This window comes from Streptomyces sp. NPDC002206 (assembly GCF_053593595.1).
Genome location: NZ_JBSFCW010000011.1, coordinates 205,608 through 229,331, shown reverse-complemented (window position 1 = coordinate 229,331; position 23,724 = coordinate 205,608). Strand labels below are relative to the sequence as shown.

At 69.8% G+C, this 23,724-nt stretch carries 18 protein-coding genes; 7 read left to right on the top strand and 11 right to left on the bottom strand.

The genetic code is table 11. The annotated features are described in order from the left end of the window. Window positions 1-227 precede the first annotated feature (227 nt). A complete protein-coding gene (locus ACWCP8_RS22235; RefSeq protein WP_451117644.1) occupies window positions 228-1,103 on the top strand; it encodes a DUF3152 domain-containing protein in 876 nt (291 codons plus the stop codon). Between the two features lie 418 nt (window positions 1,104-1,521). On the opposite strand, the gene ACWCP8_RS22230 is transcribed toward ACWCP8_RS22235, so the two are convergent. Then, window positions 1,522-2,349 carry a hypothetical protein gene (locus ACWCP8_RS22230; RefSeq protein ID WP_451117642.1) on the bottom strand — a complete coding sequence of 276 codons (828 nt, stop codon included), beginning with the start codon at window positions 2,347-2,349 and terminating at the stop codon, window positions 1,522-1,524. Between the two features lie 586 nt (window positions 2,350-2,935). Here ACWCP8_RS22230 and ACWCP8_RS22225 point away from each other — a divergent pair. Next, window positions 2,936-3,175, top strand: coding sequence for a hypothetical protein (locus ACWCP8_RS22225; RefSeq protein WP_352269438.1), 240 nt, complete (start codon window positions 2,936-2,938; stop codon window positions 3,173-3,175). A 249-nt stretch (window positions 3,176-3,424) separates the two neighbouring features. Here the strand turns inward: ACWCP8_RS22225 and ACWCP8_RS22220 are convergent, their stop codons facing one another. From ACWCP8_RS22220 to ACWCP8_RS22210, 3 genes are all read right to left on the bottom strand, one after another. Beyond that, complete coding sequence (locus ACWCP8_RS22220; RefSeq protein WP_451117640.1) at window positions 3,425-4,765, bottom strand: chloride channel protein; 1,341 nt, start codon at window positions 4,763-4,765, stop codon at window positions 3,425-3,427. A gap of 158 nt (window positions 4,766-4,923) precedes the next feature. Beyond that, window positions 4,924-6,360 (bottom strand): DUF2252 domain-containing protein, encoded by a 1,437-nt coding sequence (locus ACWCP8_RS22215; protein WP_451117638.1) that lies wholly within the window; start codon window positions 6,358-6,360, stop codon window positions 4,924-4,926. 120 nt (window positions 6,361-6,480) lie between these two features. Then, complete coding sequence (locus ACWCP8_RS22210; RefSeq protein ID WP_352269442.1) at window positions 6,481-7,167, bottom strand: hypothetical protein; 687 nt, start codon at window positions 7,165-7,167, stop codon at window positions 6,481-6,483. 79 nt (window positions 7,168-7,246) lie between these two features. On the opposite strand from ACWCP8_RS22210, the gene ACWCP8_RS22205 reads away from it, so the two are divergent. Beyond that, window positions 7,247-7,477 (top strand): DUF6011 domain-containing protein, encoded by a 231-nt coding sequence (locus ACWCP8_RS22205; protein WP_451117636.1) that lies wholly within the window; start codon window positions 7,247-7,249, stop codon window positions 7,475-7,477. A 13-nt stretch (window positions 7,478-7,490) separates the two neighbouring features. Here the strand turns inward: ACWCP8_RS22205 and ACWCP8_RS22200 are convergent, their stop codons facing one another. Next, complete coding sequence (locus tag ACWCP8_RS22200) at window positions 7,491-8,363, bottom strand: acyl-CoA thioesterase (protein WP_352269443.1); 873 nt, start codon at window positions 8,361-8,363, stop codon at window positions 7,491-7,493. Window positions 8,364-8,412: 49 nt separating this feature from the next. Next, a complete protein-coding gene (locus ACWCP8_RS22195; protein ID WP_352269445.1) occupies window positions 8,413-10,926 on the bottom strand; it encodes a DEAD/DEAH box helicase in 2,514 nt (837 codons plus the stop codon). Window positions 10,927-11,063: 137 nt separating this feature from the next. Between ACWCP8_RS22195 and ACWCP8_RS22190 the strand changes: the two genes are divergently transcribed. Next, window positions 11,064-11,855: a metal-dependent hydrolase gene (locus ACWCP8_RS22190; protein WP_451117633.1), complete on the top strand. Its 792-nt coding sequence runs from the start codon at window positions 11,064-11,066 to the stop codon at window positions 11,853-11,855. A gap of 180 nt (window positions 11,856-12,035) precedes the next feature. Here ACWCP8_RS22190 and ACWCP8_RS22185 read toward each other — a convergent pair whose 3' ends face one another. From ACWCP8_RS22185 to ACWCP8_RS22175, 3 genes are all read right to left on the bottom strand, one after another. Then, window positions 12,036-12,758, bottom strand: coding sequence for an N-acyl homoserine lactonase family protein (locus ACWCP8_RS22185; RefSeq protein WP_451117631.1), 723 nt, complete (start codon window positions 12,756-12,758; stop codon window positions 12,036-12,038). Window positions 12,759-12,850: 92 nt separating this feature from the next. Next, complete coding sequence (locus ACWCP8_RS22180) at window positions 12,851-14,632, bottom strand: ABC transporter ATP-binding protein (protein ID WP_451117629.1); 1,782 nt, start codon at window positions 14,630-14,632, stop codon at window positions 12,851-12,853. After that, complete coding sequence (locus ACWCP8_RS22175) at window positions 14,629-16,479, bottom strand: ABC transporter transmembrane domain-containing protein (RefSeq protein ID WP_451117628.1); 1,851 nt, start codon at window positions 16,477-16,479, stop codon at window positions 14,629-14,631. Before ACWCP8_RS22175 ends, ACWCP8_RS22180 begins: the two co-directional genes overlap by 4 nt. Window positions 16,480-16,730: 251 nt before the next feature. Between ACWCP8_RS22175 and ACWCP8_RS22170 the strand changes: the two genes are divergently transcribed. Beyond that, window positions 16,731-17,414, top strand: coding sequence for a hypothetical protein (locus ACWCP8_RS22170; protein ID WP_451117626.1), 684 nt, complete (start codon window positions 16,731-16,733; stop codon window positions 17,412-17,414). An 87-nt stretch (window positions 17,415-17,501) separates the two neighbouring features. Here the strand turns inward: ACWCP8_RS22170 and ACWCP8_RS22165 are convergent, their stop codons facing one another. Together ACWCP8_RS22165 and ACWCP8_RS22160 are read right to left on the bottom strand one after the other, a co-directional pair. Beyond that, on the bottom strand, window positions 17,502-20,426 hold the full coding sequence (locus tag ACWCP8_RS22165; protein WP_352269453.1) for an FAD-binding and (Fe-S)-binding domain-containing protein: 2,925 nt from the start codon (window positions 20,424-20,426) through the stop codon (window positions 17,502-17,504). 141 nt (window positions 20,427-20,567) lie between these two features. Further along, window positions 20,568-21,011, bottom strand: coding sequence for a MarR family winged helix-turn-helix transcriptional regulator (locus ACWCP8_RS22160; RefSeq protein WP_030980048.1), 444 nt, complete (start codon window positions 21,009-21,011; stop codon window positions 20,568-20,570). 117 nt (window positions 21,012-21,128) lie between these two features. Between ACWCP8_RS22160 and ACWCP8_RS22155 the strand changes: the two genes are divergently transcribed. Continuing rightward, complete coding sequence (locus ACWCP8_RS22155) at window positions 21,129-22,934, top strand: ABC transporter ATP-binding protein (protein ID WP_352269454.1); 1,806 nt, start codon at window positions 21,129-21,131, stop codon at window positions 22,932-22,934. 68 nt (window positions 22,935-23,002) lie between these two features. Next, the gene (locus tag ACWCP8_RS22150) at window positions 23,003-23,611 is read left to right on the top strand and encodes a hypothetical protein (RefSeq protein ID WP_352269456.1); all 609 of its coding nucleotides are present in this window, start codon (window positions 23,003-23,005) and stop codon (window positions 23,609-23,611) included. Window positions 23,612-23,724: the final 113 nt, after the last annotated feature.

Genomic DNA, 23,724 nt, shown 5'->3' with positions numbered 1-23,724 from the left:
AGGGTCCCTCTCGGGAGCTGTTACAGAAGGATCACAACTGATGGGAATGCGCGGGCGGTTTCCGGTCGGCCTGTCATCGGGCGGACATCCTCGTCGAACCGGCCGAGGGGGACCGGTCTGCCGGTAGTCCGATCCGAAGCGGCGCGAGTCGTCGGAAAACCACTCGTTACTCTTTCGTGATTGTCCGAACCAATGGCGATCATCTGACCTGACCAGTCTCGGCTGCCATGCATTCGGCACGAGAGCGGGAATCCGCACCGCCCACCGTCAGCGCCGTGGCCTCCCACCGTGGTGGCCGTCAGCACCGGTCCTCCCACCGCCGAGGCCGTCCGCGTCGCAGGGGCCGGAGCTATCTGGTCGGCATGCTGGTGGCCGCCGGCCTGCTCGGCTCCGCGGCGTTCTTCCTGGACGGCGGACGAAGCGACGCGTCGAGCAGTGCGCCGCGCCCGCGGAGCACGGTGCACATCACCCCCACGCCCACCCCCACCCCCACGCCCACCCCGACCCCCACGCCCACCACCATCGACGTCCCCTCGACGGGCACCGGCACGTTCGTCACCGCGCATGCCAGTGGCGCGAAGGTCGGTCATGGTTCGCATCTGCTCCGCTACGTGGTGCAGGTCGAGACAGGGCTCGACATCTCGCCGGCCCAAGCGGCGAACGAGATCGCCGACATACTCGCCGCTCCCCGGGGCTGGACCCACAACGGGGTTTCCTCGTTCCAGTTGGTGAGCGCGGGGGAGCCCTACGACCTCAAGGTGAAGATCGCGACACCGGGAACGGCGGACGCCCTGTGCTGGGCGGGCATCCACCAGGACACCCGAGGCGAGTACAACTGCGAGATTTCCAACGGGGTGGTGGTGAACCTCAAGCGCTGGGTCGAGGGCTCACCCACGTTCGACGGTCCGATACATGACTACCGGGCGCTGATCATCAACCACGAGATGGGGCACTTCCTGGGCCGGACGCACATGACCTGCGCAGGTCCCGGCCAACTGGCCCCCGTGATGATGCAACAGATCAAGGGCCTGCACGGATGTATTGCCAACGCCTGGCCCTACGACAGGAACGGTCACCTCGTCTCCGGACCGCACATGCCGTGAACGGGCGGCGACCAGTCGTCTCCCCTGACGTTGCGGGCCGGCGGGAGATGATCACGGTTGCTGCGAGCCCTGCGCTGTCTACGACTGCTCAGCACTGAGACGGACCGTCAGAACTGGCCTCGCCACCGGACGGCATGCGGCGAGTCTGCGCGTACTGATGGCGGCGGCCGAGGCGTTCGGGCTGCACGAGCCGGCGACGACGCTGCGCGCCGGTCGTCGGTCAGCGCCTTGCGTCGCTCCGCCCACGGCAGCAGCATCGGCGAGGAACTCCACGAACGGGTTCTGTGCGCCGAGTTCACGCCCGCAGAGACGGTGGTGCGGCTTCAGAAGCACAGCGGTCGGCGGCAACCGCACGAGCGTGGCCCGCCACTACCGGCGGCACACATCGGATCGACGGGGGCGGGCGCCCCGCTGCGTCCTACCGCGAACTCACTCGCGAGTCCTGTTGCCGCCTCGGCCGCCGCACCTTCGCCGAGGACGCCGCCGCGCGCCGCCGCTGACGCAGGAGAAGCACCATCACCGCGCACACCACGACCGGCACGGTCACGAGCACGGTCCACCACGGGATGCCGAGCCACGTCGACGCGACCCCCACGCCCACGCCGACGCAGATGCTGGTGAAGGCCAGCCACCTGCCGTACGGCTCCCAGACGAAGGGCCCGTAGGTGGTCGGCCTGGCCAGGCGGACCGCGCCGAACACGAGCGATTGGGCCGCGAGGAGTGCGACGAGGGCGCCCACGCCGGCGTTCCCCTGGTGCTCGTCGCGGGGTACATCGGAGGTGTTCTGGCGGACGCCGTCCTTGCTGAGGCCGACGATGTCGCGGCGCCAGCCGGTCGCGGTGACCTCGTCGCCCCGATGCAGCTTGTCGAAGAGCGGCCCGGAGTCGCTGAACTGCACGACCCTCTGCCAGGAGTCGTCGCCCTTGTCCTTGAGGGTCGCCTTGTAGACCCTGACCTTTCCTGTGAACGTGGACTCAGTCCTCGTGACAGTGAAGTGCCAGGTGGTGAGGCAGTCCTTCGCAGCCACCTCCTGCGGGGTCGCCTGCTCGGAGCATGGCTCGGCAGCCCGGTAGTGCTCGTAGCGCTCCTGTTGGCCTGGCATCCACACCGTGAACGCCAGGTAGCTCAGCACCGCCCCTATCAGAGACAGCACGATCAGCGCCACGCCCGTGAGCCGCGCCCGGCCCGGCGACTTCCGGTCGGGACTGTCCTTCTTGCCCGCCGTGGCCCACGCCCGCTCTGCCATCGCCGGCCCCCTCCACCGATTCTTCATGAGCTGAAGCAGATATAGCACTGGGCCGGAGGGCAGTCGGTGCGAGGGTTACACGTTTTACCTGGTGATGAGACGCAGCCCCGCGTCGAGCACCGCGTCGAGGACGGCCAGGCCGCCCACCTCGCGATTACCGGTAACCGTCATGTCGTCTTTCGGAACGTGAACGTGAACTCGGCCGGTGCGACCTGCAGCCGTTATCGCCGCAGTACCCTTGGGCCCGCACGACTGCGAACCGATGCTCTGCTGAGTGTGGTTGGACCCACGCGGTGCCGCCGGGCGTCAGATCCGCGAGGCGGTGTGCCGCGTCGAGCTGTTCGGAGGTCCAGCGGCGCGACGAGCGAGCGGAAATGCGGTGGTTACTGGTTCGGCAGTCGTCTTCGGTGCCGAAGGGCGACCGGGGAGTCGCTGTACGACCTGTCCAAGCCCTGGCCGCCGGACATCCCGGTGGAGTTGGGCAACGTCAGCTGACCCGTCATTCTGTACGAACGGACATGGTCGAGGGCGGCCCCCGGAACCTCCGGGGCCACCAAGCCGGTGAATCAGTGGACAGAAGGTAACGATGGTCATCGCGCTTGTTCTATGGCTACTGCTGCCCGTCGCCTGGGCGGCGCTGCCCTGGCTGTCTCCGAACCGGACGTTCGGCTGCTTCGTGGCAGCGGCGCAGCTGATGCTGTCCGTGGCGGCCCTCTTCGTCGGAATGCCGGCGGAGAATCTGCCGGCATGGTTCCTCATTCCAGGGTTGGTCTCCTCTGTGGCGCGACTGGCGTCTGTGCCCTTGATGCGCCCGAGGAAAGGATGAGCGACGCCCTCCGGCGATGATCTCGACCGGAGGAGAATCCGAACTGCGACAGAGCCACTCGCGAAACCCGGTGACAGCCGGACAGAGCCGGAGCCTCCCCGCCGTGACCTCGGGTCGGTCCGGCGCTTGTGCGTTCGCTACGCCGCTCTCGCCACGGTGCGGTGACCTGCAAAAAGGGCACTCCCGAGGAGGGCCTGACATGGTGTGGACCGTGTGCCCCCGGCAGGACTCGAGCCTGCGGCCAAGCGCTCAGGCGGCGCGCTGTCCGTCCGGGAGGCCGTCCGGCTCCGGGGCGAGCCGGAGCGAGACGACGTACGCGACCACGACCGAGACGATCACCAGCGGCATGACGGTGAGACCGGGAGATCCCAACAGCAGAGTGGCCAGCAGCACCGAGGTCATCGGCAGTCTGAGCATCGCCACGCACATGGCACCGATGCCCATCGCGAAGCCGGACGTCACGTTCAGCCCGGGCAGATGGGAGAGCGCGATGCCGCCCGCCGCTCCCACGAACATCGCGGGGAAGACGGGGCCTCCCCGGAAACAACTCAAGGACGCGCAGTACGCCAGCCCCTTGCAGACGACAAGCACCAGGAGCGTGCCCACCGTGTATCCGGCGTTCTCGGTAAGCAAGGGGTCCAGCGCGTTCTGCCCCGAGTACAGCACCCCGGAGGCGGCGTTCCCCGTGGCTTCCGCATACGCCAGCGCGAGGACCCCGACGACCAGCCCCATCAGCACGGTGCCCACCACCGTCCGTCGCTCGACCCGCGCCTGCAGGAACAGGGCGAGCCGCCGGATCCCTTCGCCGACGACGGCCGCCGCCAGCCCGACGACGACCGCCCAGCCGAACTGGGCGAGGTCCGGCTCATCGGCCGGCGGCACGTGGTGAAGTGCCAGGGAGTACGTTCCCAGACCGGTCCACGAACCCAGCCCCACGAAGATGAGCGAACCCACACCTGAGGCGAGCAGGCCCGGCACAAGGACCATCCCGAGCACGGCCCCGCCGAGGCCCGACGCCTCCATCAGCAGGAACGCCCCGAGAAGCGGCGACCCCAGCAGCGCGCTGACGGCGGCGAAGCTGCCGGCGGCTCCCACGACGGCACTCGCGTTCGGCTCGATGTCCCGCTTCACCAGGCGCACGGTCCACACGGCAAGCCCGCCGCCGAGGGCGATGAGCGGCGCCTCGGGCCCGAGCACGGCACCGATGCCGAGCGAGGCCAGGGCGGCGATTACGATTCCGGGCAGCTCCACCGCCGTCGGGGCCCCCGTCGTCTTCATGCCTTCGGCCGGCTTGTGCCCGCCTGCGCCGGGCAGGTAACGGATCGTCAGCCCGACCAGCAGGCCGGCAACGACGAGCAGCGGCACCGGCCACCACGTCGGCGTGGAGTGGAAGCCCAGCGCCCTCGGGAGGTCGGAGTAGGTCAGCGACTGGAGTTCGTGGGTGAGTGCGAGGAAACCGAAGGCCACCGCCGAGATCGGAACCCCGAGAAGCGCCGCCACCACCAGCAGTCCCGTGTAACCACGGGTACGGACGAGTGCGAAGGGGTCCCGGGGCGCCGTGGCGGACGCCCCGACGGGCTTGGCCGACATGCTCATTGTCTCCTCAGCGTCGGAGCCCTCAGGCAGGCGCCGGCCCGCGAGCGTTCAGAATGTGATACCACGCGAGGGCGATGCGCCCGGGATGCTGGACCGGCCCCGTGCGGTGGGTCCCGTACTTCCACCCCCATGGACCCGGTCCGGTGTACGGATCACCGCCGGTCGCCGTCCGGCTCGGACGCGGAGAGCCGGCCCGCGCGTACCGCCTCGACCAGAGCCCGATGGTCCCGCTCGTTCAGATCGGCGTACGCCTCGGCGAACGTATGGAGCGCATGGTCGAACGCGTCGCCGCGGCCCAGATACGCGGCGATGGCGATGCGGTCGCCGGATCTCGCGTGGGCACGGGCCAGCGTGGTGCCGCAGACCTCGCCGAACGTCCTCAGGCCGGCCGGCGTCATCAACTCCGGATCGAGGCCGCCCTTCCAGTCGCGCAACTGGCGTACGTAGAAGTCGCGGCGCCGCCCGTCGATCCCGTCCGCCCGCGTCCAGCCCAGGAAGATGTCGCTCGTGGCCTGCATCAGTCGCTGCCCCGCAACCACCCGCTCGCCCTCGCTGCGGTACTCGCCGGCACCGACGTGCGCAGCGAGCACCGATGGGCAGGCCTCCTTGGCCTGCAGGAAGAGCGGGTCGCGGCCGTCCCTGCCGGTCAGGAGGATGATCCAGCATCGGGTGCCGACGCTGCCCACCCCGACCACCTTGCGGGCGGCATCCACGAACCGGAAAGTCCCGAGGAGGGAACGCCGGTCCGACTGGAGACTCCGGGCGTAGCCCCTGATCAGCCCGCGCAGCCGCTCTTCCAGTGCGTCGCGCTCGACCTCGGGAAGCAGATCCGTGAGCGGTACGAGCAGTGGCGGGTCCGCGGCGATCCGGACCTGCCCGTCGACCGTTTCGGTGAGCTTGGCGAAGGCCTGCAGGCTGTCCCGGGTACGGGCCTTGTCCATGGCCCGGTCCAGGTTGCTTCGGCCGCCATCGGTCAACCCTCGGGACGCCATCGCCGCAAGGCGGTCCGCGTCGATCCTCGCGTACCAGACACCGAGGTTGGTCATGCCCGCGAACCGGATCATCGCCTCGCGGTACGACCGCACCGCCGCCGGTACGACGCGGGCGCGCTCCCGGTCCGTGAAGCCGTTCGCTCGTCCCGCGACGGCGAGACTGGCCGCCAGCCGCTTCACGTCCCATTCCCAGGGGCCGGGCAGCGACTCGTCGAAGTCGTTGATGTCGAACATCAGCTGCCGTTCCGGGGAGGCGAGCAGCCCGAAGTTCAAGAGGTGCGCGTCTCCGCACAGTTGGACCCTGATCCCGGAGTTCTGGGTGGTGGCCAGGTCGGCGGCCATGATCGCGGCGGCGCCCCGGTAGAAACGGAACGGCGACTCGGCCATCCGGCTGTAGCGGATCGGGACGAGCTCGGGAACCCTGGTGGCGGACTGGGCGTCGAGGATGTCCATCGGGTCCGGCCGGTCCGACGACGGTGCGAACCCGGCGTGGCTGGAACGGGGTGTGCGGCGGCGGGCGGCCTTCCCCCGGGCGGCCCGCTCCGAGGGCGTCGGGGGCCGTCCGGCACCGAGCGTCGACGCACTGTCCCGGCTCATCGAAGACCCTCCTGACCGCTTCCTTCCCCGATCATCGCGGGTCGTGCAGGTTCCGGCATCATCTGGCGGGCCCGGCCCCGGGTAGCTGCGAAGGGCGCAAGGCCCGAGACCCGCCGCCGATCACTTCCGTCCGTCGTCCCAGGGAGTCCCCAGCCAGCTGTCGAAGCTGCGCAGAAGCGCCACCAGCGCCGCGCCCAGCCGCCAGTCGCACCACTGCGCGTGCAGAAATACGTGATCGTCCTGGAACTCCAGCGCGGTCTCCTTGCCGGTGCGCCAGAAGATCCGGCGCGGCCCACGTGCGACATCGCCACTACCACTGACCATGGCGCCCACGGCGATGGCCACCTGGACGGGGAACAGCAGCCACCACACGAACCACCAGAAAGTCCGGCCCTTGTAGCCGACGGCCTCGGGGCAGCCGGTCTGGGTGACCGTCCAACGTGTCCGCAGACCGCTGCCGGAGAGCGCCTTCTCGCGGACGAACGTGCCCAGTGGTTCGCCCTGCGCGCCGAGCACCTGGTACGTCGCCACACCGTCGGCCGCGGACGTGGTCACCAGTGTGGCCAGCCGAGTCCGACGTTGCGGATCGGCCCACAGGACGAAGGAGCGCGCGCCGCCCTTTCGCGCCTCCAGGTACGCCGGTACGCCGCCCGGCGGCAGTGCGCGCTCCGGATACGCGACGTTCCGGGCCGTACCTCCGGGCGAGTCGGCGTACGTGATGACGTGCCCGACCGGATCGATACCGTCCGGTGCGATGTCCTTCTTCTTGTCCTGAGGGACCGGCTCCATTGTCAGCGCGCTGCTCACCCGCGAACTCCTCCGCCGTCTTCCGCTGTCTGCAGTTCGGAAGTCGCAGAGTAGACCGGAGACTTGAGAAGATCGATTCGTGGAGTTTTCTGAACCGTTGCCCGGGTCCGACATCGAGCCCCTGCCCGGGGCCGGACGGGCCGTGGGCCGCCGGCTGGTCCGTTGCCGCCTCTGCGGCCGCCCGCTCACCGGTACGGACTCGCGCCGCACCGGTCTGGGCCCCGCCTGCGACGCCAAACTGCACCCCGCCGCACCGGACATCCGCACCCGCCGCCACGAGGTCGAACAGGACCCGCTGCCCGGTACCTGAGCGGCGATGGCGGCTATGTGCCGAGGCGGCGGAACAACCCCTCCTGCACCACGGACACCAGCAGATTGCCGCCGCGGTCATATATTCGGCCGCGCGCCAGTCCCCGTCCACCCGTCGCGACCGGTGACTCCTGGTCGTACAGGAACCACTCGTCGGTACGGAACGGCCGGTGGAACCACATCGCATGGTCCAGCGACGCCATGTCGAAGCCGCGCGGCCCCCACAGCGGCTCCACCGGGATGCGGACCGCATCGAGGAGCGTCATGTCGCTCGCGTACGTCAGCGCGCAGGTGTGCACGAGCGGGTCGTCGCCCAGCGGGCCGACCGCGCGCATCCAGACGGCGCTGCGCGGGTCCGCGTCCTTGGTCTCCTCGTGCGTCCAGCGCAGCCGGTCGACGTACCGGATGTCGAACGGCTGGCGCCGGGCCATCCGCTCCAGCGCGTCCGGCAGCGCCCCGAGGTGCTCGCGGACCTCGTCGGCGACCGTCGGCAGCTGCTCGGGGTCCGGGACGGTCCGGGCGGGCGGCAGCTGGTGTTCGAAGCCCGCCTCCTCCGGCCGGTGGAAGGACGCCGTCAGATTGAAGATCGTCCGGCCCTGCTGGACGGCGGTGACCCGGCGGGTGGTGAACGACCGCCCGTCCCGCACCCGTTCCACCTCGTAGACGATCGGGACTCCGGGCCTGCCCGGCCGCAGGAAGTACGCGTGCAGCGAATGGACCGGCCGGTCCCCGTCGGTGGTGCGGCCGGCCGCCACCAGCGCCTGCCCGGCGACCTGGCCGCCGAAGACCCGCTGCAGGGACTCCTCGGGGCTGCGCCCGCGGAAGATGTTGACCTCGATCCGCTCCAGGTCGAGCAGGTCGACCAGGCGCTCGGCGGGGTTCGTCATGCGGTTCGTCTCCACTCTCGCAGCGGTGCCGTGTGTATGGCGAGCGCGGTCACAGCTGGCCGACCGAGGTGACCCTGACGACCGCCCGGCCCTCTTCGTCGGAGGCTGCCAGATCGATCTCCGCGCTGATGCCCCAGTCGTGGTCGCCGTTCGGGTCGGCGAATGTCTGCCGCACCCGCCACAGTCCGTGCGCGGCGTCCTCGTCGATCTTCAGCAGCTTCGGCCCACGGGCGTCCGGACCGGTGCCCAGATCCTCGTACTCGTCCCAGTACGCGTCCATCGCCTCGCCCCACGCGTCCTCGTCCCAGCCCGCGTCGCCGTCCAGGTCGCCGAGCTCGGCGACCTTGTCCAGCGCGGCCAGCTCCACCCGGCGGAACATCGCGTTGCGGACCAGCACCCGGAAGGCGCGGGCGTTGGCGGTGACCGGCTTGACCTCGTCGGCCCGCTCCTGCGCCTCCTCGGCTGTCTCCACCTCCGGGTTGGCGAGCTGCTCCCACTCGTCGAGGAGACTGGAGTCCACCTGCCGCACCATCTCGCCGAGCCAGGCGATCAGATCCTCCAGGTCCTCGGACTTCAGGTCGTCCGGGATGGTGTGCTCAAGAGCCTTGTACGCGCTCGCCAGGTACCGCAGCACGATGCCCTCGGTACGGGCCAGCTCGTAGTTCGAGGTGAACTCCGTGAACGTCATGGCGCGTTCGTACATGTCCCGGATCACGGATTTCGGCGAGACCGGATGGTCGCCCACCCACGGGTGGCTCTTGCGGTACACGTCGTACGCATGCCACAGCAACTCGCTCAGCGGCTTCGGGTACGTGACGTCCTGGAGCAGTTCCATCCGCTCCTCGTACTCGACACCGTCCGCCTTCATCCGGCCGACCGCTTCGCCACGCGCCTTGTTCTGCTGGGCGGCCAGGATCTGCCGCGGGTCGTCGAGCGTCGACTCGACGACGGAGACCATGTCCAGCGCGTACGACGGCGACTCGCCGTCCAGCAGGTCGAACGCGGCCAGCGCGAACGTGGACAGCGGCTGGCTCAGCGCGAAGTCCTGCTGGAGATCGACGGTGAGCCGCACGATGCGGCCCTCCGCGTCCGGCTTGTCGAGCTGTTCCACCACGCCGCCGTCCAGCAGCGAGCGGTAGATCGCGATGGCCCGGCGGATGTGGCGCAGCTGCGCCTTGCGCGGCTCGTGGTTGTCCTCCAGCAGATGCCGCATCGCCGCGAAGGCGTTCCCGGGACGCGCGATCACGGACAGCAACATCGTGTGCGTGACCCGGAAGCGGGAGCTCAGCGGTTCCGGATCGGACTGGATCAGCTTGTCGAACGTGGTCTCCGACCAGGCGACGAAGCCCTCGGGGGCCTTCTTGCGGACCACCTTGCGCTTCTTCTTGGGGTCGTCGCCCGCCTTCTTGACGGCCTTCTCGTTCTCGATGACATGCTCCGGCGCCTGCGCGACGACGAATCCCGCCGTGTCGAAGCCGGCCCGGCCCGCGCGGCCGGCGATCTGGTGGAACTCACGGGCGCGCAGCGTACGGACCCGGGTGCCGTCGTACTTGGTGAGCGCCGTGAAGAGCACCGTACGGATCGGGACGTTGACGCCGACGCCGAGGGTGTCCGTACCGCAGATCACCTTCAGCAGACCGGCCTGAGCGAGCTTCTCCACCAGCCGCCGGTACTTCGGGAGCATGCCCGCGTGATGCACCCCGATGCCGTGCCGCACATAGCGGGAGAGGTTCTGGCCGAACTTCGTGGTGAAGCGGAAGTTCCCGATCAGGTCGGCGATCTTCTCCTTCTCCTCCTTGGTGCACATGTTGATGCTCATCAGCGACTGCGCCCGCTCGACGGCTGCGGCCTGCGTGAAGTGCACGATGTAGACCGGCGACTGCCTGGTCTCCAGGAGTTCGGTGAGGGTCTCGGTGATCGGAGTCAGCCGGTACTCGTAACTGAGCGGGACCGGCCGGGTCGCGGAGCGCACGACGGTAGTGGGGCGGCCGGTGCGGCGGGTCAGGTCCTGCTCGAACATCTTGACGTCACCGAGCGTGGCCGACATCAGGATGAACTGGGCCTGCGGCAGCTCCAGGAGCGGGATCTGCCAGGCCCAGCCGCGGTCCTGCTCCGCATAGAAGTGGAACTCGTCCATCACGACCTGGCCGATGTCGGCGTGCTTGCCGTCGCGCAGCGCGATGGACGCGAGCACCTCGGCGGTGCAGCAGATCACCGGGGCGTCCGCGTTGACCGAGGCGTCGCCGGTGAGCATCCCGACGTTCTCCGTACCGAACAGTTTGCACAGGTCGAAGAACTTCTCCGAGACCAGTGCCTTGATCGGTGCGGTGTAGAAGGTGACCTTGTCCTGGGCCAGCGCCGTGAAGTGCGCACCCGCCGCGACCAGGCTCTTTCCGGAGCCGGTGGGGGTGGACAGGATCACGTTCGCCCCGGAGACCACCTCGATCAGCGCCTCCTCCTGAGCAGGGTAGAGGGTGATGCCCTGGGTCTCGGTCCATGACGAGAAGGCCTCGAAGAGGGCGTCCGGGTCGTCGGTCGGGGGCAGCTGATCGATAAGGGTCACGCCCCCATCTTGCCTGCCTTCTGCCCGGATGAGGGAACCGGACGACCGGACGAAGATCACGGACGATACGCTGCCCACTCAACTCGGCCGCATCGCAACGGCGATGGCGGCCGGACAACTTTGGGGGCGGAAGAACCATGATGGGACCGGCACACTCACTGTCCGGGGCGGCGGCCTGGCTGGGGGTGGGCGCGGCAGCGGCTGCCGCGGGCCATACGATGCCGTGGCCCGTCCTGGTCGTCGGTGCACTGATCACCGCGGGCGCCGCGCTCGCCCCGGACCTCGATCACAAGTCCGCGACCATCTCGCGCGCCTTCGGACCGGTCTCCCGCGGACTCTGCGAGATCGTCGACAAGCTCTCGCACGCCGTCTACAACGCGACCCGGGGTCCCGGTGACCCGCGCAGGAACGGTGGCCACCGGACCCTGACGCACACCTGGCTCTGGGCCGTCCTGATCGGTGCCGGGGCCTCCGCCGCAGCGATCGCCGGCGGCCGATGGGCGGTCCTGGCGATCCTCTTCGTGCATCTGGTGCTCGCCGTCGAAGGACTGATGTGGCGGGCCGCCCGGATGTCCAGCGACGTCCTGGTGTGGCTGCTCGGCGCGACCAGCGCCTGGATCCTGGCGGGCGTCCTGGACAAGCCGGGCAACGGCTCGGACTGGCTCTTCAGCGCGCCCGGCCAGGAGTATCTCTGGCTCGGGCTGCCGATCGTCCTCGGCGCCCTCGTCCACGACATCGGCGACGCGCTGACCGTCTCCGGCTGCCCGATCCTGTGGCCGATCCCGCTGGGCCGCAAGCGCTGGTACCCGGTGGGGCCGCCGAAGGCCATACGGTTCCGGGCCGGCAGCTGGGTGGAGCTGAAGGTGCTGATGCCGGCGTTCATGGTGCTCGGGGGAGCGGGCGCGGCGGCCGCCCTCAACTTCATCTGACCGCCGTGCCGTCCGCGAGCCGATGAGCACCCCGTCGATGACCTGCAGTAGTCGCAGTTTGCACTGAGTTACCGAGATGAAGCGCCGGTCCGACGCAACCGGCTGTCCTTCGGTCCGGACGCACGCGTCCGGAGCGTTCCTTCGCGGCAGTCGTGAGCGGGACGTTCGGTCGGGCCGGTGTCAGCAGGGGAAGTCGTCGGTTGCGCGGGACGGTTCCCAGACCGCGCAGTCGTGCGCGAAGAGCACACGTCGCGGGTCGAAGTCGGCGAGCCTCTCCAGCCACGGTCGATAGGTGGGCAGCGGCCTTCCCAGACCTTCGAGCTCGGCGCGGCGGGCCAGCTGATCCGCTGCGAAGTGAGAGGCGAAGTCGTGTGCCTGACCGGCGAGGACGACGGTGCCGTCGCTCTGCCGTACCACCAGCGACTGATGACCGTCGGTGTGGCCAGGAGTGGGGATGATCCATACTCCTGGCCACACCTCGGCTTCGCCGCTGATCTCCTCGTAGGTCGCGTCAGGGAAGTCGACGAGTTCGTCGATGGTGTAGCCGCCCCGGCGCGCTGCTGCCAGCTCCACGTCCTGCACCAGGATCGGCGTGCCGCCCAGCAACCTGTTGCCCCCGCAGTGGTCGAAGTGGAGGTGGCAGTTCACCACCAAGGAGACATCCGAGAGAGCAACTCCGGCGTCGGCGAGGGCGCTCTCCAGCCCTCGGCGCCGGGGGCGGTAGTGAGCTTCGGTTCCGGGATCGGCGGCACCGATGCCGGTGTCGAAGAGGATCAGTCCTTCGTGGCGCCGCACCACGTAGGCGAGTACGGGTTCGACCCGCGGCTGCGGGCCGCCGGTCTCCGACGCGGGTCGGACGAAGTAGCCCAGGTCGAGGCGGTGGATCGCCGTGTTGTTGGCCATCCGGTCATGGTGGCAGCCGGCCGCTCCCCTCTCCTTCATGTTTCGCTGTCCGGAGAAGCCGGGCGATCCGGCGAAGCCGCCGGACACGCCGGTCAGCCGTGCCAGGACCTCCACAGCGCCGCATAGGCGCCGTCCGCCGCCACCAGCTCGTCATGGCTGCCCAGTTCGCTGATCCGGCCGTTCTCGACCACCGCGATCACATCCGCGTCGTGCGCGGTGTGCAGCCGGTGCGCGATCGCCACGACCGTACGGCCGTCCAGCACCCGTGCCAGTGAGCGTTCCAGATGCCGGGCCGCCCGCGGGTCCAGCAGCGAGGTCGCCTCGTCCAGCACCAGCGTGTGCGGATCGGCCAGCACCAGCCGGGCCAGCGCGACCTGCTGCGCCTGCGCCGGGGTCAGTGACAGACCGCCCGAACCGACCTCGGTGTCCAGCCCCCCGTCCAGCGCCTTCGCCCAGCCGTCCGCGTCGACCGCGGCGAGCGACGCCCACAGCTCGGCGTCCTCGGCACCCGTACGGGCCAGCAACAGATTGTCGCGCAGCGAACCGACGAACACATGGTGTTCCTGGTTGACCAGCGCCACATGCGTACGTACCCGCTCCGCCGTCATCCGGGACAACTCCGCACCACCCAGCGTGACTTCACCGGTGCGTGGGGCGTAGATCCCGGCCAGCAGCCGGCCGAGAGTGGACTTGCCCGCACCGGACGGCCCGACCAGCGCCAGGCGCGTGCCCGGGGCGACGTCCAGCGACACCTTGTGCAGGACGTCGACCCCCTCGCGGTAGCCGAAGTGCACATCACCCGCCCGGACGGCCCGGCCGTCCGGGGCGACCTCCGTCTCGCCCGCGTCCGGCTCGATGCCCCGGACGCCGACCAGCCGGGCCAGCGACACCTGCGCGACCTGCAACTCGTCGTACCAGCGCAGGATCAGACCGATCGGATCGACCATCATCTGTGCGAGCAGCGCACCGGTCGTCAGCTGTCCGACGGTGAGCCACCCCTCGATGACGAACCAGCCGCCGAGCATCAGGACCGCGCCGAGGATCGTCACGTACGTGACGTTGATGACGGGGAACAGCACCGAACGCAGGAACAGCGTGTACCGCTCCCACGCCGTCCACTCCTTGATCCGCCGGTCCGACAGCGCCACCCGGCGGGCGCCGAGCCGGTGCGCCTCCACCGTCCGCCCTGCGTCCACGGTCTCCGCCAGCATCGCCGCGACCGCCGCGTATCCGGCGGCCTCCGAGCGGTACGCGGACGGCGCCCGGCGAAAGTACCAGCGGCAGCCGAGGACCAGCACCGGCAGCGCCAGCAGCACGGAGAGCGCCAGCGGCGGAGCCGTCACGGTGAGCGCACCGAGCAGCAGACCCGCCCACACCACACCGATCGCCAGCTGCGGCACCGCCTCACGCATCGCGTTGGCCAGCCGGTCGATGTCCGTGGTGATCCGGGACAGCAGATCACCGGTCCCGGCCCGCTCCAGTACCCCCGGCGGCAGTCCGACCGACCGGACGAGGAAGTCCTCGCGCAGATCGGCCAGCATCTCCTCGCCGAGCATGGCGCTGCGCAGCCGCATCATCCGTGTGAACACGGTCTGTACCACGAGCGCGATCGCGAACACCGCGGCGGTGCGCTCCAGATGGAGGTCGGCAACCCCGTTCGACAGGTCCTCGACCAGCCCGCCCAGCAGATACGGCCCGACGATCGAGGCGATCACCGCGACTGCGTTGACCGAGATGAGTACGGCGAACGGCTTGCGGTGGCGCCGCATCAGCTCCCGTACATAAGCCCGTACGGTGGCGGGGGTGCCGACCGGAAGGGTCGTCGCCGACTCCGGGGCGGCCGGGTCGTACGCCGGTTGTGCGACGCCGATCATGCCCTCTCCTCGATTTCTTCGATCGATTCGATCTCGTCGATCTTGTCCAGTGCGGTCAGGGCCACGATTTCGTCTTCGGTCTCACGGGTGACGACCGCCCGGTAACGCGGTTCGGTGTGCAGCAGTTCGCGGTGCGCACCGACCGCGACGACTGTGCCGTCGTGCACCAGCACCACCCGGTCCGCGAGGTCGAGCAGCAGGGGCGACGAAGCGAACGCCACCGTCGTACGACCGGTGCGCAGCGCCTTGATTCCGGCGGCGACCCGGGCCTCGGTGTGCGAGTCGACGGCGGACGTCGGCTCGTCCAGAACCAGCGCCTCAGGGTCGGTGACCAGCGAACGGGCCAGCGCGAGTCGCTGGCGCTGGCCGCCGGAGAGCGACCGGCCGCGCTCGGTGATCCTGGTGGTCATCGGGTCGCCGTCGGTGGCGACCGAGGCCTGCGCCAGCGCGTCCAGCACATCACCGCACTGGGCGGCGGACAGCGCGTCCTCGGCGGTCACCAGACCGGACGACGGCACATCGAGCAGCTCCCGCAGTGTCCCGGAGAGCAGCACCGGGTCCTTGTCCTGGACCAGCACGGCGGTCCGGGCGGCCGCCAGCGGAAGCTCGTCCAGAGGCACGCCACCGAGCAGGACGGACGGGGTCCTGTCCGGCGGGCCCTCGCGGGCGTCGTCCGCAGTGTCCGGTTCCGCGCCCACCTCGGCGTGTCCGCCGAGCCGTTCGGCCAGCCGGCCCGCCTCGTCCGGATCGCCGCAGACCACCGCGGTGAACAGACCCGACGGTGCCATCAGCCCGGTGACCGGGTCGTACAGGTCACCGGCCGGCACCGCGTCGACGGTCGAAGGCTCGGCGGTGCGGTGCAGCGAAAGCACCCGGACGGCCCGCTGCGCGGACGGCCGGGAGAAGGAGTACGCCATCGCGATCTCCTCGAAGTGCCGCAGCGGGAACAGCATCAGTGTCGCCGCGCTGTACACCGTGACCAGCTGACCGACCTCGATCCGGCCGTCGTGGGCCAGCGTCGCCCCGTACACGACCAGCGAGATCAGCAGCACGCCAGGCAGCAGCACCTGGATCGCGGAGATCAGCGACCACATCTGCGCGCTGCGCACCGCGGCCTTGCGGACCTCCTGCGAGGCGCGCCGGTAGCGACCGAGAAACAGCTCCTCGCCGCCGATACCGCGCAGCACCCGCAGCCCGGCGACGGTGTCCGACGCCAGCTCGGTGGCCTTGCCGGCCTTCTCGCGCTGGAGGTCGGCGCGCCGGGTGGCGCGGGGGAGCAGCGGCAGTACCGCCAGCGCCAGGAGCGGCATGGCGAGCACCACCAGGATGCCCAGCGACGGCAGATAGAGGACGAGCCCGACGCAGATCAGTACGAGAGCGGCGGCTGCGGCGGCGAAGCGGGAGAGCGCCTCGACGAACCAGCCGATCTTCTCGACGTCGCCGGTGGACACTGCGACGACCTCGCCCGCGGCGACCCGGCGGGTCAGCGCGGCGCCGAGCTCCGCCGTCTTACGGGCCAGCAGCTGCTGGACGCGGGCGGCGGCAGTGATCCAGTTGGTGACGGCGGTCCGGTGGAGCATGGTGTCGCCGACCGCGATCAGCACACCGAGGACCGCGATGAGCCCGCCCGCCAGCGCAAGCCGGCCGCCTGAACGGTCGATCACCGCCTGCACGGCGAAGCCGACGGCCAGTGGCAGCCCGGCGATGGAGCACTGGTGCAGCAGGCCCCAGGACATGGACTTGAGCTGGCCACGGATCTGGTTGCGGCCGAGCCAGAGCAGGAAGCGTGGGCCTGACCGGACATCAGGATCGCCAGGATCTGAATACGGAAGATCGCGAATCTGCATGACGTCCCATGGTTCGGAAGGGCGGAGATCTGTCGAAGACCTCGAGGAACGGGTGGGGGGACCAAACCGTGCAAGGTTCGCGTCCTGCCAGGGGCCGAGGCAAACGGTTTTTCGCTCGACGGTAAAGATTCGGCTCGTATTCGCGGCGGGTCCAGGCGGTGAGCCTGGCCGCTCGGCCGTGGTGCGAATATGGGCGGATGCGAATAACCCGTCCGGTACGAATGGCTGTCGCGGCAGCGGTCTGTGGTCTCATGCTCACTCCTCTGACCGCGTGCGGCAGCTCGCACGAGGGGCAGCAGGACGACACGAAATCCGGCAGCGCGACGAACCGGAAGGCGCCGACCGCCGACCTGAAGCGCATTCCCGACGTGGGCGACCGGCTGTACGCGCAGATACCCGAGAACTCGCGTCAGGTCGTCGCGGTCTACGGCGTGGGCAAGAACTCGGCCGACTCCACCGTCGTGCTGTACACGAAGCACGGCGCCACCTGGGACGCCACCGGCAGCTGGAAGGCCCACAACGGCAGGAAGGGCTGGACCACCGACCATCACGAGGACGACAAGCGCAGTCCGGTCGGCGTATTCACGCTGACCGACGCGGGCGGTGCCCTGGCCGACCCGGGTGCCCTCCTCCCGTACACACAGTCGGCGTCGATCCAGGCACCGCGCTACTGGACGAAGCCGTACTGGCACGACTTCGACTACGTCATCGCCATCGACTACAACCGCGTCAAGGGCACTGCGCCCAACGACCCCACGCGCCCGCTGGGACAGTCGAAGGGTGGCAGCATCTGGCTGCACATGGACCACGGCAGTGGTACGTCGGCCTGTGTGAGCCTGCCGAAATCGGCCATGCAGCTGCTGCTGCGCACCCTCGACCCGAAGCAGCACCCGGTCGTGGTGATGGGCGACAAGGCCACGCTCCGGGCGGCCTGATCACGCCACCCCTCTCGCCCGGCCACTCCTGCGAGAGGGCGCGGATCGCCGCGGGCGTGGGCATGTACGCGGTCGTGCGGGAAGGCGTCAGGGCCGCGTCGCTCGCTCCAGCTCCATCAGGACCGAGTGGTACTCGCGCCCGGTGGCCCGGTCCATGCCGATCTCGCACATCCGGTTGGCGGAGAGATACACGTCGTACTCACGGGAGTTCACCTCGGCAGCCTCCTTCGCCGTCGCCGACGCCGTCAGCTCCTTGTGCAGCATCCCGCGGTCGCCCGCGAACGCGCAGCACCCGGCGTCGTCCGGGAGGACGACCTCCTCCGCACACGCCTCGGCGACCGTACGCAACTGCTCCACGTCACCCAGGTGCTGCATCGAACACGTCGGGTGCAGGACCGCCGAACCGGTCCTGCGCAGGATCGTCAGCTCCGGCAGCAGCTCGTCGGCCGCCCAGACGAGGGAGTCGACGACGGTCAGCTCCCGGTGCAGCTCCCGGTTGTCCTCGGTGAGATACGGCACCACCTCATGGGCGATACCCAGCGTGCACGACGAGGCGTCGACGACCAGCGGAAGCTTGCCGCCCGCCGTCCAGCCCCAGGCGGCCTCGACGATGCGGTTGGCCATCACCGCATTGCCCTCGTCGTACCCCTTGGAGTGCCAGATCGTCGCGCAGCAGGTTCCCGCGACATCCTCCGGGATCCACACCGGCTTTCCGGCACGGGCCGAGACGGAGACGACGGCCTGCGGCAGCGAAGGGCCGTGATGACCGTCGGGGCCGCCGAAGATCCGGTTGACGCAGGCCGGGTAGTAGACGGCGCTCGCTCCGACCCGCGAGGTGCGGGGCAGCTTGCGGGCGGCGGCGCCGGGGATCTCCGGCAGCCACTCGGGCACCAGATCGGGGCGTACGGCCTTGCGGGCGAGCCCGGTGACGGTCTCCAGCAGCCGGTCGCCGATCCTGTCCGCTGCGGCGACCGCCAGCCGCGCCGAGGCCTCCACCGCCTTGAAGTTCTTCGCCGTGAGCGCAGCGATCCGCTCTTCGCGCGGCGAGTGCCGCTGGTGGCGGAAGTCCTTCATCATCGCGCCGGTGTCGATGCCGACCGGGCAGGCGAGCTTGCAGGTGGAGTCGCCCGCGCAGGTGTCGACGGCGTCGTACCCGTACGCGTCGAGCAGTGCGGTCTCCACCGGCGAATCGTTCGGCTGCCGCATCATCTCCCGCCGCAGCACGATCCGCTGGCGCGGAGTGGTGGTCAAGTCCTCGCTGGGACAGGTAGGTTCGCAGAAGCCGCACTCGATGCACGGATCGGCGATCAACTCGACCTCGGGGATGGTCTTCAGTCCGCGCAGATGGGCCTTCGGGTCGCGGTCGAGGACGATCCGGGGCGCCAGCACCCCGTCGGGGTCGATGACCTGCTTCGTGCGCCACATCAGCTCGGTCGCCTTGGGGCCCCACTCCAGCTCCAGGAACGGAGCGATGTTGCGGCCGGTGGCGTGCTCCGCCTTGAGCGAGCCGTCGAAGCGTTCCACGGTCAGTCGGCAGAAGTCGTCCATGAACGCGGCGTACCGGTCGACGTCGGACGGCTTCGCCGCGTCGAAGGCGAGCAGGAAGTGCAGATTGCCGTGTGCGGCGTGACCCGCGACGGCCGCGTCGAAGCCGTGCTCCGCCTGGAGGCGGAGGAGGGATTCGCAGGCGTCGGCGAGCAGCGACGGAGGGACCGCGAAGTCCTCCGTGATCAGCGTCGTACCCGACGGGCGGGAGCCGCCGACTGCGGTGACGAAGGCCTTGCGGGCCTTCCAGTAACCGGAGATGGCCTTGGCCTCGCGGGTGAACTCATTGGTCACCGAGGCGACCGGCGCGACAAGATCCAGCCCCTCGACGGCCGCGGCCGCCGCCCGCTCGTACGCCTCCTGCCCCGGCTCGTCCGGAGCTCGGAACTCCACCAGCAGCGCCGCAGTCTCCTTGGGCAGCTCGGCCCAGTCGGCCGGCACGCCCTGGACGCTCACCGAAGCGCGCAGCGTATTGCCGTCCATCAGCTCGACGGCGATCGCCCCCGCCTCGTTGAAGCGGGGCACGGCAGCCGCCGCGGCGGTCAGCGAGGGGAAGAAGAGCAGCGCGCTGGAGACCTTCCGGTCCAGCGGCAGGGTGTCGAAGACGACCTCGGAGATGAACCCGAAGGTGCCCTCCGAGCCGACCATCAGCCCGCGCAGGATCCGTACGGGCGTCGAGCCGTCCAGGAAGGCGTCGAGCCGGTACCCGTTGGTGTTCTTGATCTCGTACTTCGCGCGGATCCTGGCGGTGAGCTCCGCATCCGCCTCGATCTCCGCCTTGAGGGCCAGCAGTCCCTCGCACAGCCGCGGCTCGGCGTGCGCCAGCAGCTCGTCCGCCGCCGGATCGGCTGTGTCGACGACCGTGCCGCTCGGCAGCACAAAGGTGAGCGAGGAGACGGTGCGATACGAATTACGGGTGGTGCCGGCGGTCATTCCGGAGGCGTTGTTGGCGACGACCCCGCCGATCGTGCACGCGATGGCGCTGGCCGGGTCGGGGCCCAGCAGCCTGCCGTACCGGGCGAGGGTGGCATTGGCGCGCATGACCGTGGTCCCGGGGCGGATACGGGCCTGCGCGCCGTCGTCCAGGACTTCGATGCCCGTCCAGTGATGGCGGACGTCGACAAGGATGTCCTCGCCCTGCGCCTGGCCGTTCAGACTGGTACCGGCGGCCCGGAAGACGACTTCGCGGCCCTTGCCGTGCGCGTACGACAGGATCGCCGAGATGTCGTCGATGTCCTCGGGGACCACGACGACCTGCGGGACGAACCGGTAGGGGCTGGCATCGGAGGCGTACTTCACCAGGTCGGAGACCTTCCACAGCACCTTCTCCGGCCCCAGCAGCTCGGTCAGCTCGCCGCGCAGCGGTTCGGGTGTGCCCGCCGCCCGGCCGTCGAGGACGCGATCGTGGGACGCGGAGCGCGCCGCACCAGGACGGAGGGCTTCGGGCTTCGGCTCCAGCAGCGGCATGGCGATGGTCCCCTCAGCGGATCGGTGCGGTACTCCCACCTTTCTACCAGCGAAGATCCGCACCGCTCACGCTCGGTTCATGATAGGTGCGACGATCGGTACGGCTCGCAGGCATCGGTGGGCCCGCAGCCATCGGTGTGGCTAACAGCGGCGCTCCGGCATTCCGGCGACGAGAGCGGACAGCAGTCCGCCCAGCACCTCGCGCTGATCGGCCGTCAATGGAGCCAGGATCTCCTCTGCGGCGGCCCGGCGCGCGTCGCGCAGCGACCGGAGCGTGGCACGGCCCTCGTCGGTGAGCTCGATCCGGACCACCCGGCGGCTGTCCGGATCAGGGGTGCGGCGCACCCGGCCGCTCGCCTCCAGTGCATCGACCAGGCTCGTGACGGCGCGCGGCACGACATCCAGGCGCTGTGCGAGATCCGCCATCCGGGGTGGTCCGTCGTAGTGGGCGACCGTGCGCAGCAGCCGGAACTGGGCCGGGGTGATGCCTATCGGCTCCAGCTGGCGGCTCTGGATGCGGTGCAGCCGGCGGGTCAGCCGCAGCAGCTGCTCGGCCAGCAGGCCGTCGGAGTCGGGGGAGTCCATGCGGGAACAATATCAGGACTCCGCTCATTGTGAGTATAGGTAACAATGAGCTATGCTCTCCAAAGTTTGACTGCTGCCCGCGGCCGTCACCCTCTGTCACGCCTGTCGAAGGAGCCCATGAAACCCGACGAACCCACGTGGACGCCCCCACCCAGGGACGGCACGCAGCCGCCCGCCGAGCTGCGCCGGATCTTCCGCCTCTTCCACCCTTACCGCGGCCGGCTCACGCTGGTCGGACTGCTCGTCGGCGCCTCGTCACTGGTCTCGGTGGCCTCGCCGTTCCTGCTGCGCGAGATTCTCGACACCGCCATCCCTCAGGGCCGTACGGGACTGCTGTCGCTGCTCGCCCTCGGCATGATCCTCACCGCCGTGGTGAACAGCGTCTTCGGCGTCCTGCAGACGCTGATCTCGACCACGGTCGGCCAGCGCGTCATGCACGACCTGCGCACGGCGGTCTACGCCCAGCTGCAGCGGATGCCTCTCGCCTTCTTCACCAGGACCCGCACGGGCGAGGTGCAGTCTCGCATCGCCAACGACATCGGCGGGATGCAGGCGACCGTCACCTCCACCGCCACCTCGCTGGTCTCCAACCTCACGGCGGTCATCGCCACTGTCGTCGCGATGCTGGCGCTGGACTGGCGGCTCACCCTGGTCTCGCTGGCACTGCTGCCGGTCTTCGTCTGGATCAGCCGCCGGGTCGGCCGGGAGCGCAAGAAGATCACCACCCAGCGGCAGAAGCAGATGGCCGCCATGGCGGCGACGGTCACCGAGTCCCTCTCCGTCAGCGGCATCCTGCTCGGCCGGACCATGGGCCGGGCGGACTCCCTCACCGAGGGCTTCGCCGAGGAGTCCGAGCGCCTGGTCGACCTCGAAGTGCGCTCAAGCATGGCCGGGCGGTGGCGGATGTCGACGATCGGCATCGTCATGGCCGCCATGCCTGCCGTCATCTACTGGGCCGCGGGCCTCGCCCTGCAGTCCGGCGGCCCCGCCGTCTCCATCGGAACGCTCGTCGCCTTCGTCTCGCTCCAGCAGGGCCTCTTCCGGCCCGCCGTGAGCCTGCTCTCCACCGGAGTGCAGATGCAGACATCCCTCGCGCTCTTCCAGCGGATCTTCGAGTACCTCGACCTCAGGGTGGACATCACCGAGCCCGAGAATCCCGTGCGGCTGGAGAAGATCCGTGGCGAGATCCGCTTCGAGGACGTCGACTTCAGCTACGACGAGAAGAGCGGTCCGACCCTCAGCGGTGTCGATGTCGTCGTGCCGGCCGGCGGCAGCCTCGCCGTCGTCGGACCCACCGGCTCCGGGAAGTCCACGCTCAGCTACCTGGTACCGCGGCTCTACGACGTCACCGGCGGCCGGGTCACACTCGACGGCGTCGACGTACGCGATCTGGACTTCGACACGCTCGCCCGGGCCGTCGGCGTGGTCTCCCAGGAGACATACCTTTTCCACGCCTCGGTCGCCGAGAACCTGCGCTTCGCCAAGCCGGACGCGACCGACGCCGAGATCGAGGCAGCCGCCCGCGCGGCACAGATCCACGACCACATCGCCTCGCTGCCCGACGGCTACGACACCCTCGTCGGCGAGCGCGGCTACCGCTTCTCGGGCGGTGAGAAACAGCGCCTTGCCATCGCCCGCACGATTCTGCGCGACCCGCCCGTCCTCGTTCTCGACGAGGCGACCAGCGCCCTCGACACCCGCACCGAGTTCGCCGTGCAGGAGGCGATCGACGCACTGTCCGCCGGGCGCACCACCATCACGATCGCGCACCGCCTCTCCACCGTGCGCGACGCGGACCAGATCGTTGTCCTGGACGGCGGCCGGACCGCCGAGCGCGGCAGCCACGAGGAACTGCTCCAGCTGGACGGCCGCTATGCGGCGCTCCTCCGCCGGGACACCCAACTCGCCCCCGTAGCAAGCTGATCGGGAGTTCCGGACGCACTCCACCCAGGGGTGCGGGGCCGGTTCTCCGTACGGCATGGTCCCCGCCCATGAGGGCTGTGATCGGGGTGGAACTACCCGGATACCGGCCCGTGGACAACGACACATGGGCGAACGACGACGGCGATGTGCTGTCGGTGCACTTCTTCGAGCTGCCGCCGGATCTGCCGGCCGGACTCGACGACCGCCCGACGCTGCGCCACGCCCTCACCCACTGCACAGCACAGGCGGGCGGCGGGCTGATCGAGGCATCGGTGAAGACCCTGGGCGGGCTGCCCGCACTGCGCCAGATACTCAAGCTGCCCCTGCCAGGCCGGCCGAACGGGCAGGCGTCCATCGGCAGTTTCACCGTGCCGCGTGCCGGGCGCAGCACCGTGGTGAAGATCCAGGCGGCCGAGCACGGCATGACGGGGATGCGGGAAGCGGTGGTGCTCGCGAAGGTCGGCGTGGAGCAGTACTTCAAGCCGCACCCCTACGCCCCCGACGTCCAGGGCGGACTGCCGTTCCATGCGGCGGACCATGAACGGTGGGACGCGGAGTTCCCCGACCACCCCGTGACCCGGGTCCGCCGCACCCTCGGCGCGCTCGCGGGGGCGGCCAGCGTGGCACCCGCGTTCGCCGCCCTGCCCGAGTTCACCGGGCCGGGGAGCCGGGGCTGACGCCGGGCACACCTGACTGACGCCGGGCACACGACGGCGCCGCCGCTCCCGTGGGACGGGGAGCGACGGCGCCGGGTGAAGCAATGGTCAGACGAGCCAACCCACGAAGTGGA

Excerpts from the sequence above, each read along its gene's own strand:
- ACWCP8_RS22150 (WP_352269456.1), top strand. The coding sequence starts at position 23,003 with ATGAGGGCTGTGATCGGGGTGGAACTACCCGGATACCGGCCCGTGGAC.
- ACWCP8_RS22180 (WP_451117629.1), bottom strand. The coding sequence starts at position 14,632 with ATGATCGGCGTCGCACAACCGGCGTACGACCCGGCCGCCCCGGAGTCG.
- ACWCP8_RS22155 (WP_352269454.1), top strand. The coding sequence starts at position 21,129 with ATGAAACCCGACGAACCCACGTGGACGCCCCCACCCAGGGACGGCACG.
- ACWCP8_RS22160 (WP_030980048.1), bottom strand. The coding sequence starts at position 21,011 with ATGGACTCCCCCGACTCCGACGGCCTGCTGGCCGAGCAGCTGCTGCGG.
- ACWCP8_RS22175 (WP_451117628.1), bottom strand. The coding sequence starts at position 16,479 with ATGCAGATTCGCGATCTTCCGTATTCAGATCCTGGCGATCCTGATGTC.
- ACWCP8_RS22225 (WP_352269438.1), top strand. The coding sequence starts at position 2,936 with ATGGTCATCGCGCTTGTTCTATGGCTACTGCTGCCCGTCGCCTGGGCG.
- ACWCP8_RS22185 (WP_451117631.1), bottom strand. The coding sequence starts at position 12,758 with ATGGCCAACAACACGGCGATCCACCGCCTCGACCTGGGCTACTTCGTC.
- ACWCP8_RS22230 (WP_451117642.1), bottom strand. The coding sequence starts at position 2,349 with ATGGCAGAGCGGGCGTGGGCCACGGCGGGCAAGAAGGACAGTCCCGAC.
- ACWCP8_RS22190 (WP_451117633.1), top strand. The coding sequence starts at position 11,064 with ATGATGGGACCGGCACACTCACTGTCCGGGGCGGCGGCCTGGCTGGGG.
- ACWCP8_RS22165 (WP_352269453.1), bottom strand. The coding sequence starts at position 20,426 with ATGCCGCTGCTGGAGCCGAAGCCCGAAGCCCTCCGTCCTGGTGCGGCG.
- ACWCP8_RS22235 (WP_451117644.1), top strand. The coding sequence starts at position 228 with ATGCATTCGGCACGAGAGCGGGAATCCGCACCGCCCACCGTCAGCGCC.
- ACWCP8_RS22170 (WP_451117626.1), top strand. The coding sequence starts at position 16,731 with ATGCTCACTCCTCTGACCGCGTGCGGCAGCTCGCACGAGGGGCAGCAG.
- ACWCP8_RS22215 (WP_451117638.1), bottom strand. The coding sequence starts at position 6,360 with ATGAGCCGGGACAGTGCGTCGACGCTCGGTGCCGGACGGCCCCCGACG.
- ACWCP8_RS22220 (WP_451117640.1), bottom strand. The coding sequence starts at position 4,765 with ATGTCGGCCAAGCCCGTCGGGGCGTCCGCCACGGCGCCCCGGGACCCC.
- ACWCP8_RS22200 (WP_352269443.1), bottom strand. The coding sequence starts at position 8,363 with ATGACGAACCCCGCCGAGCGCCTGGTCGACCTGCTCGACCTGGAGCGG.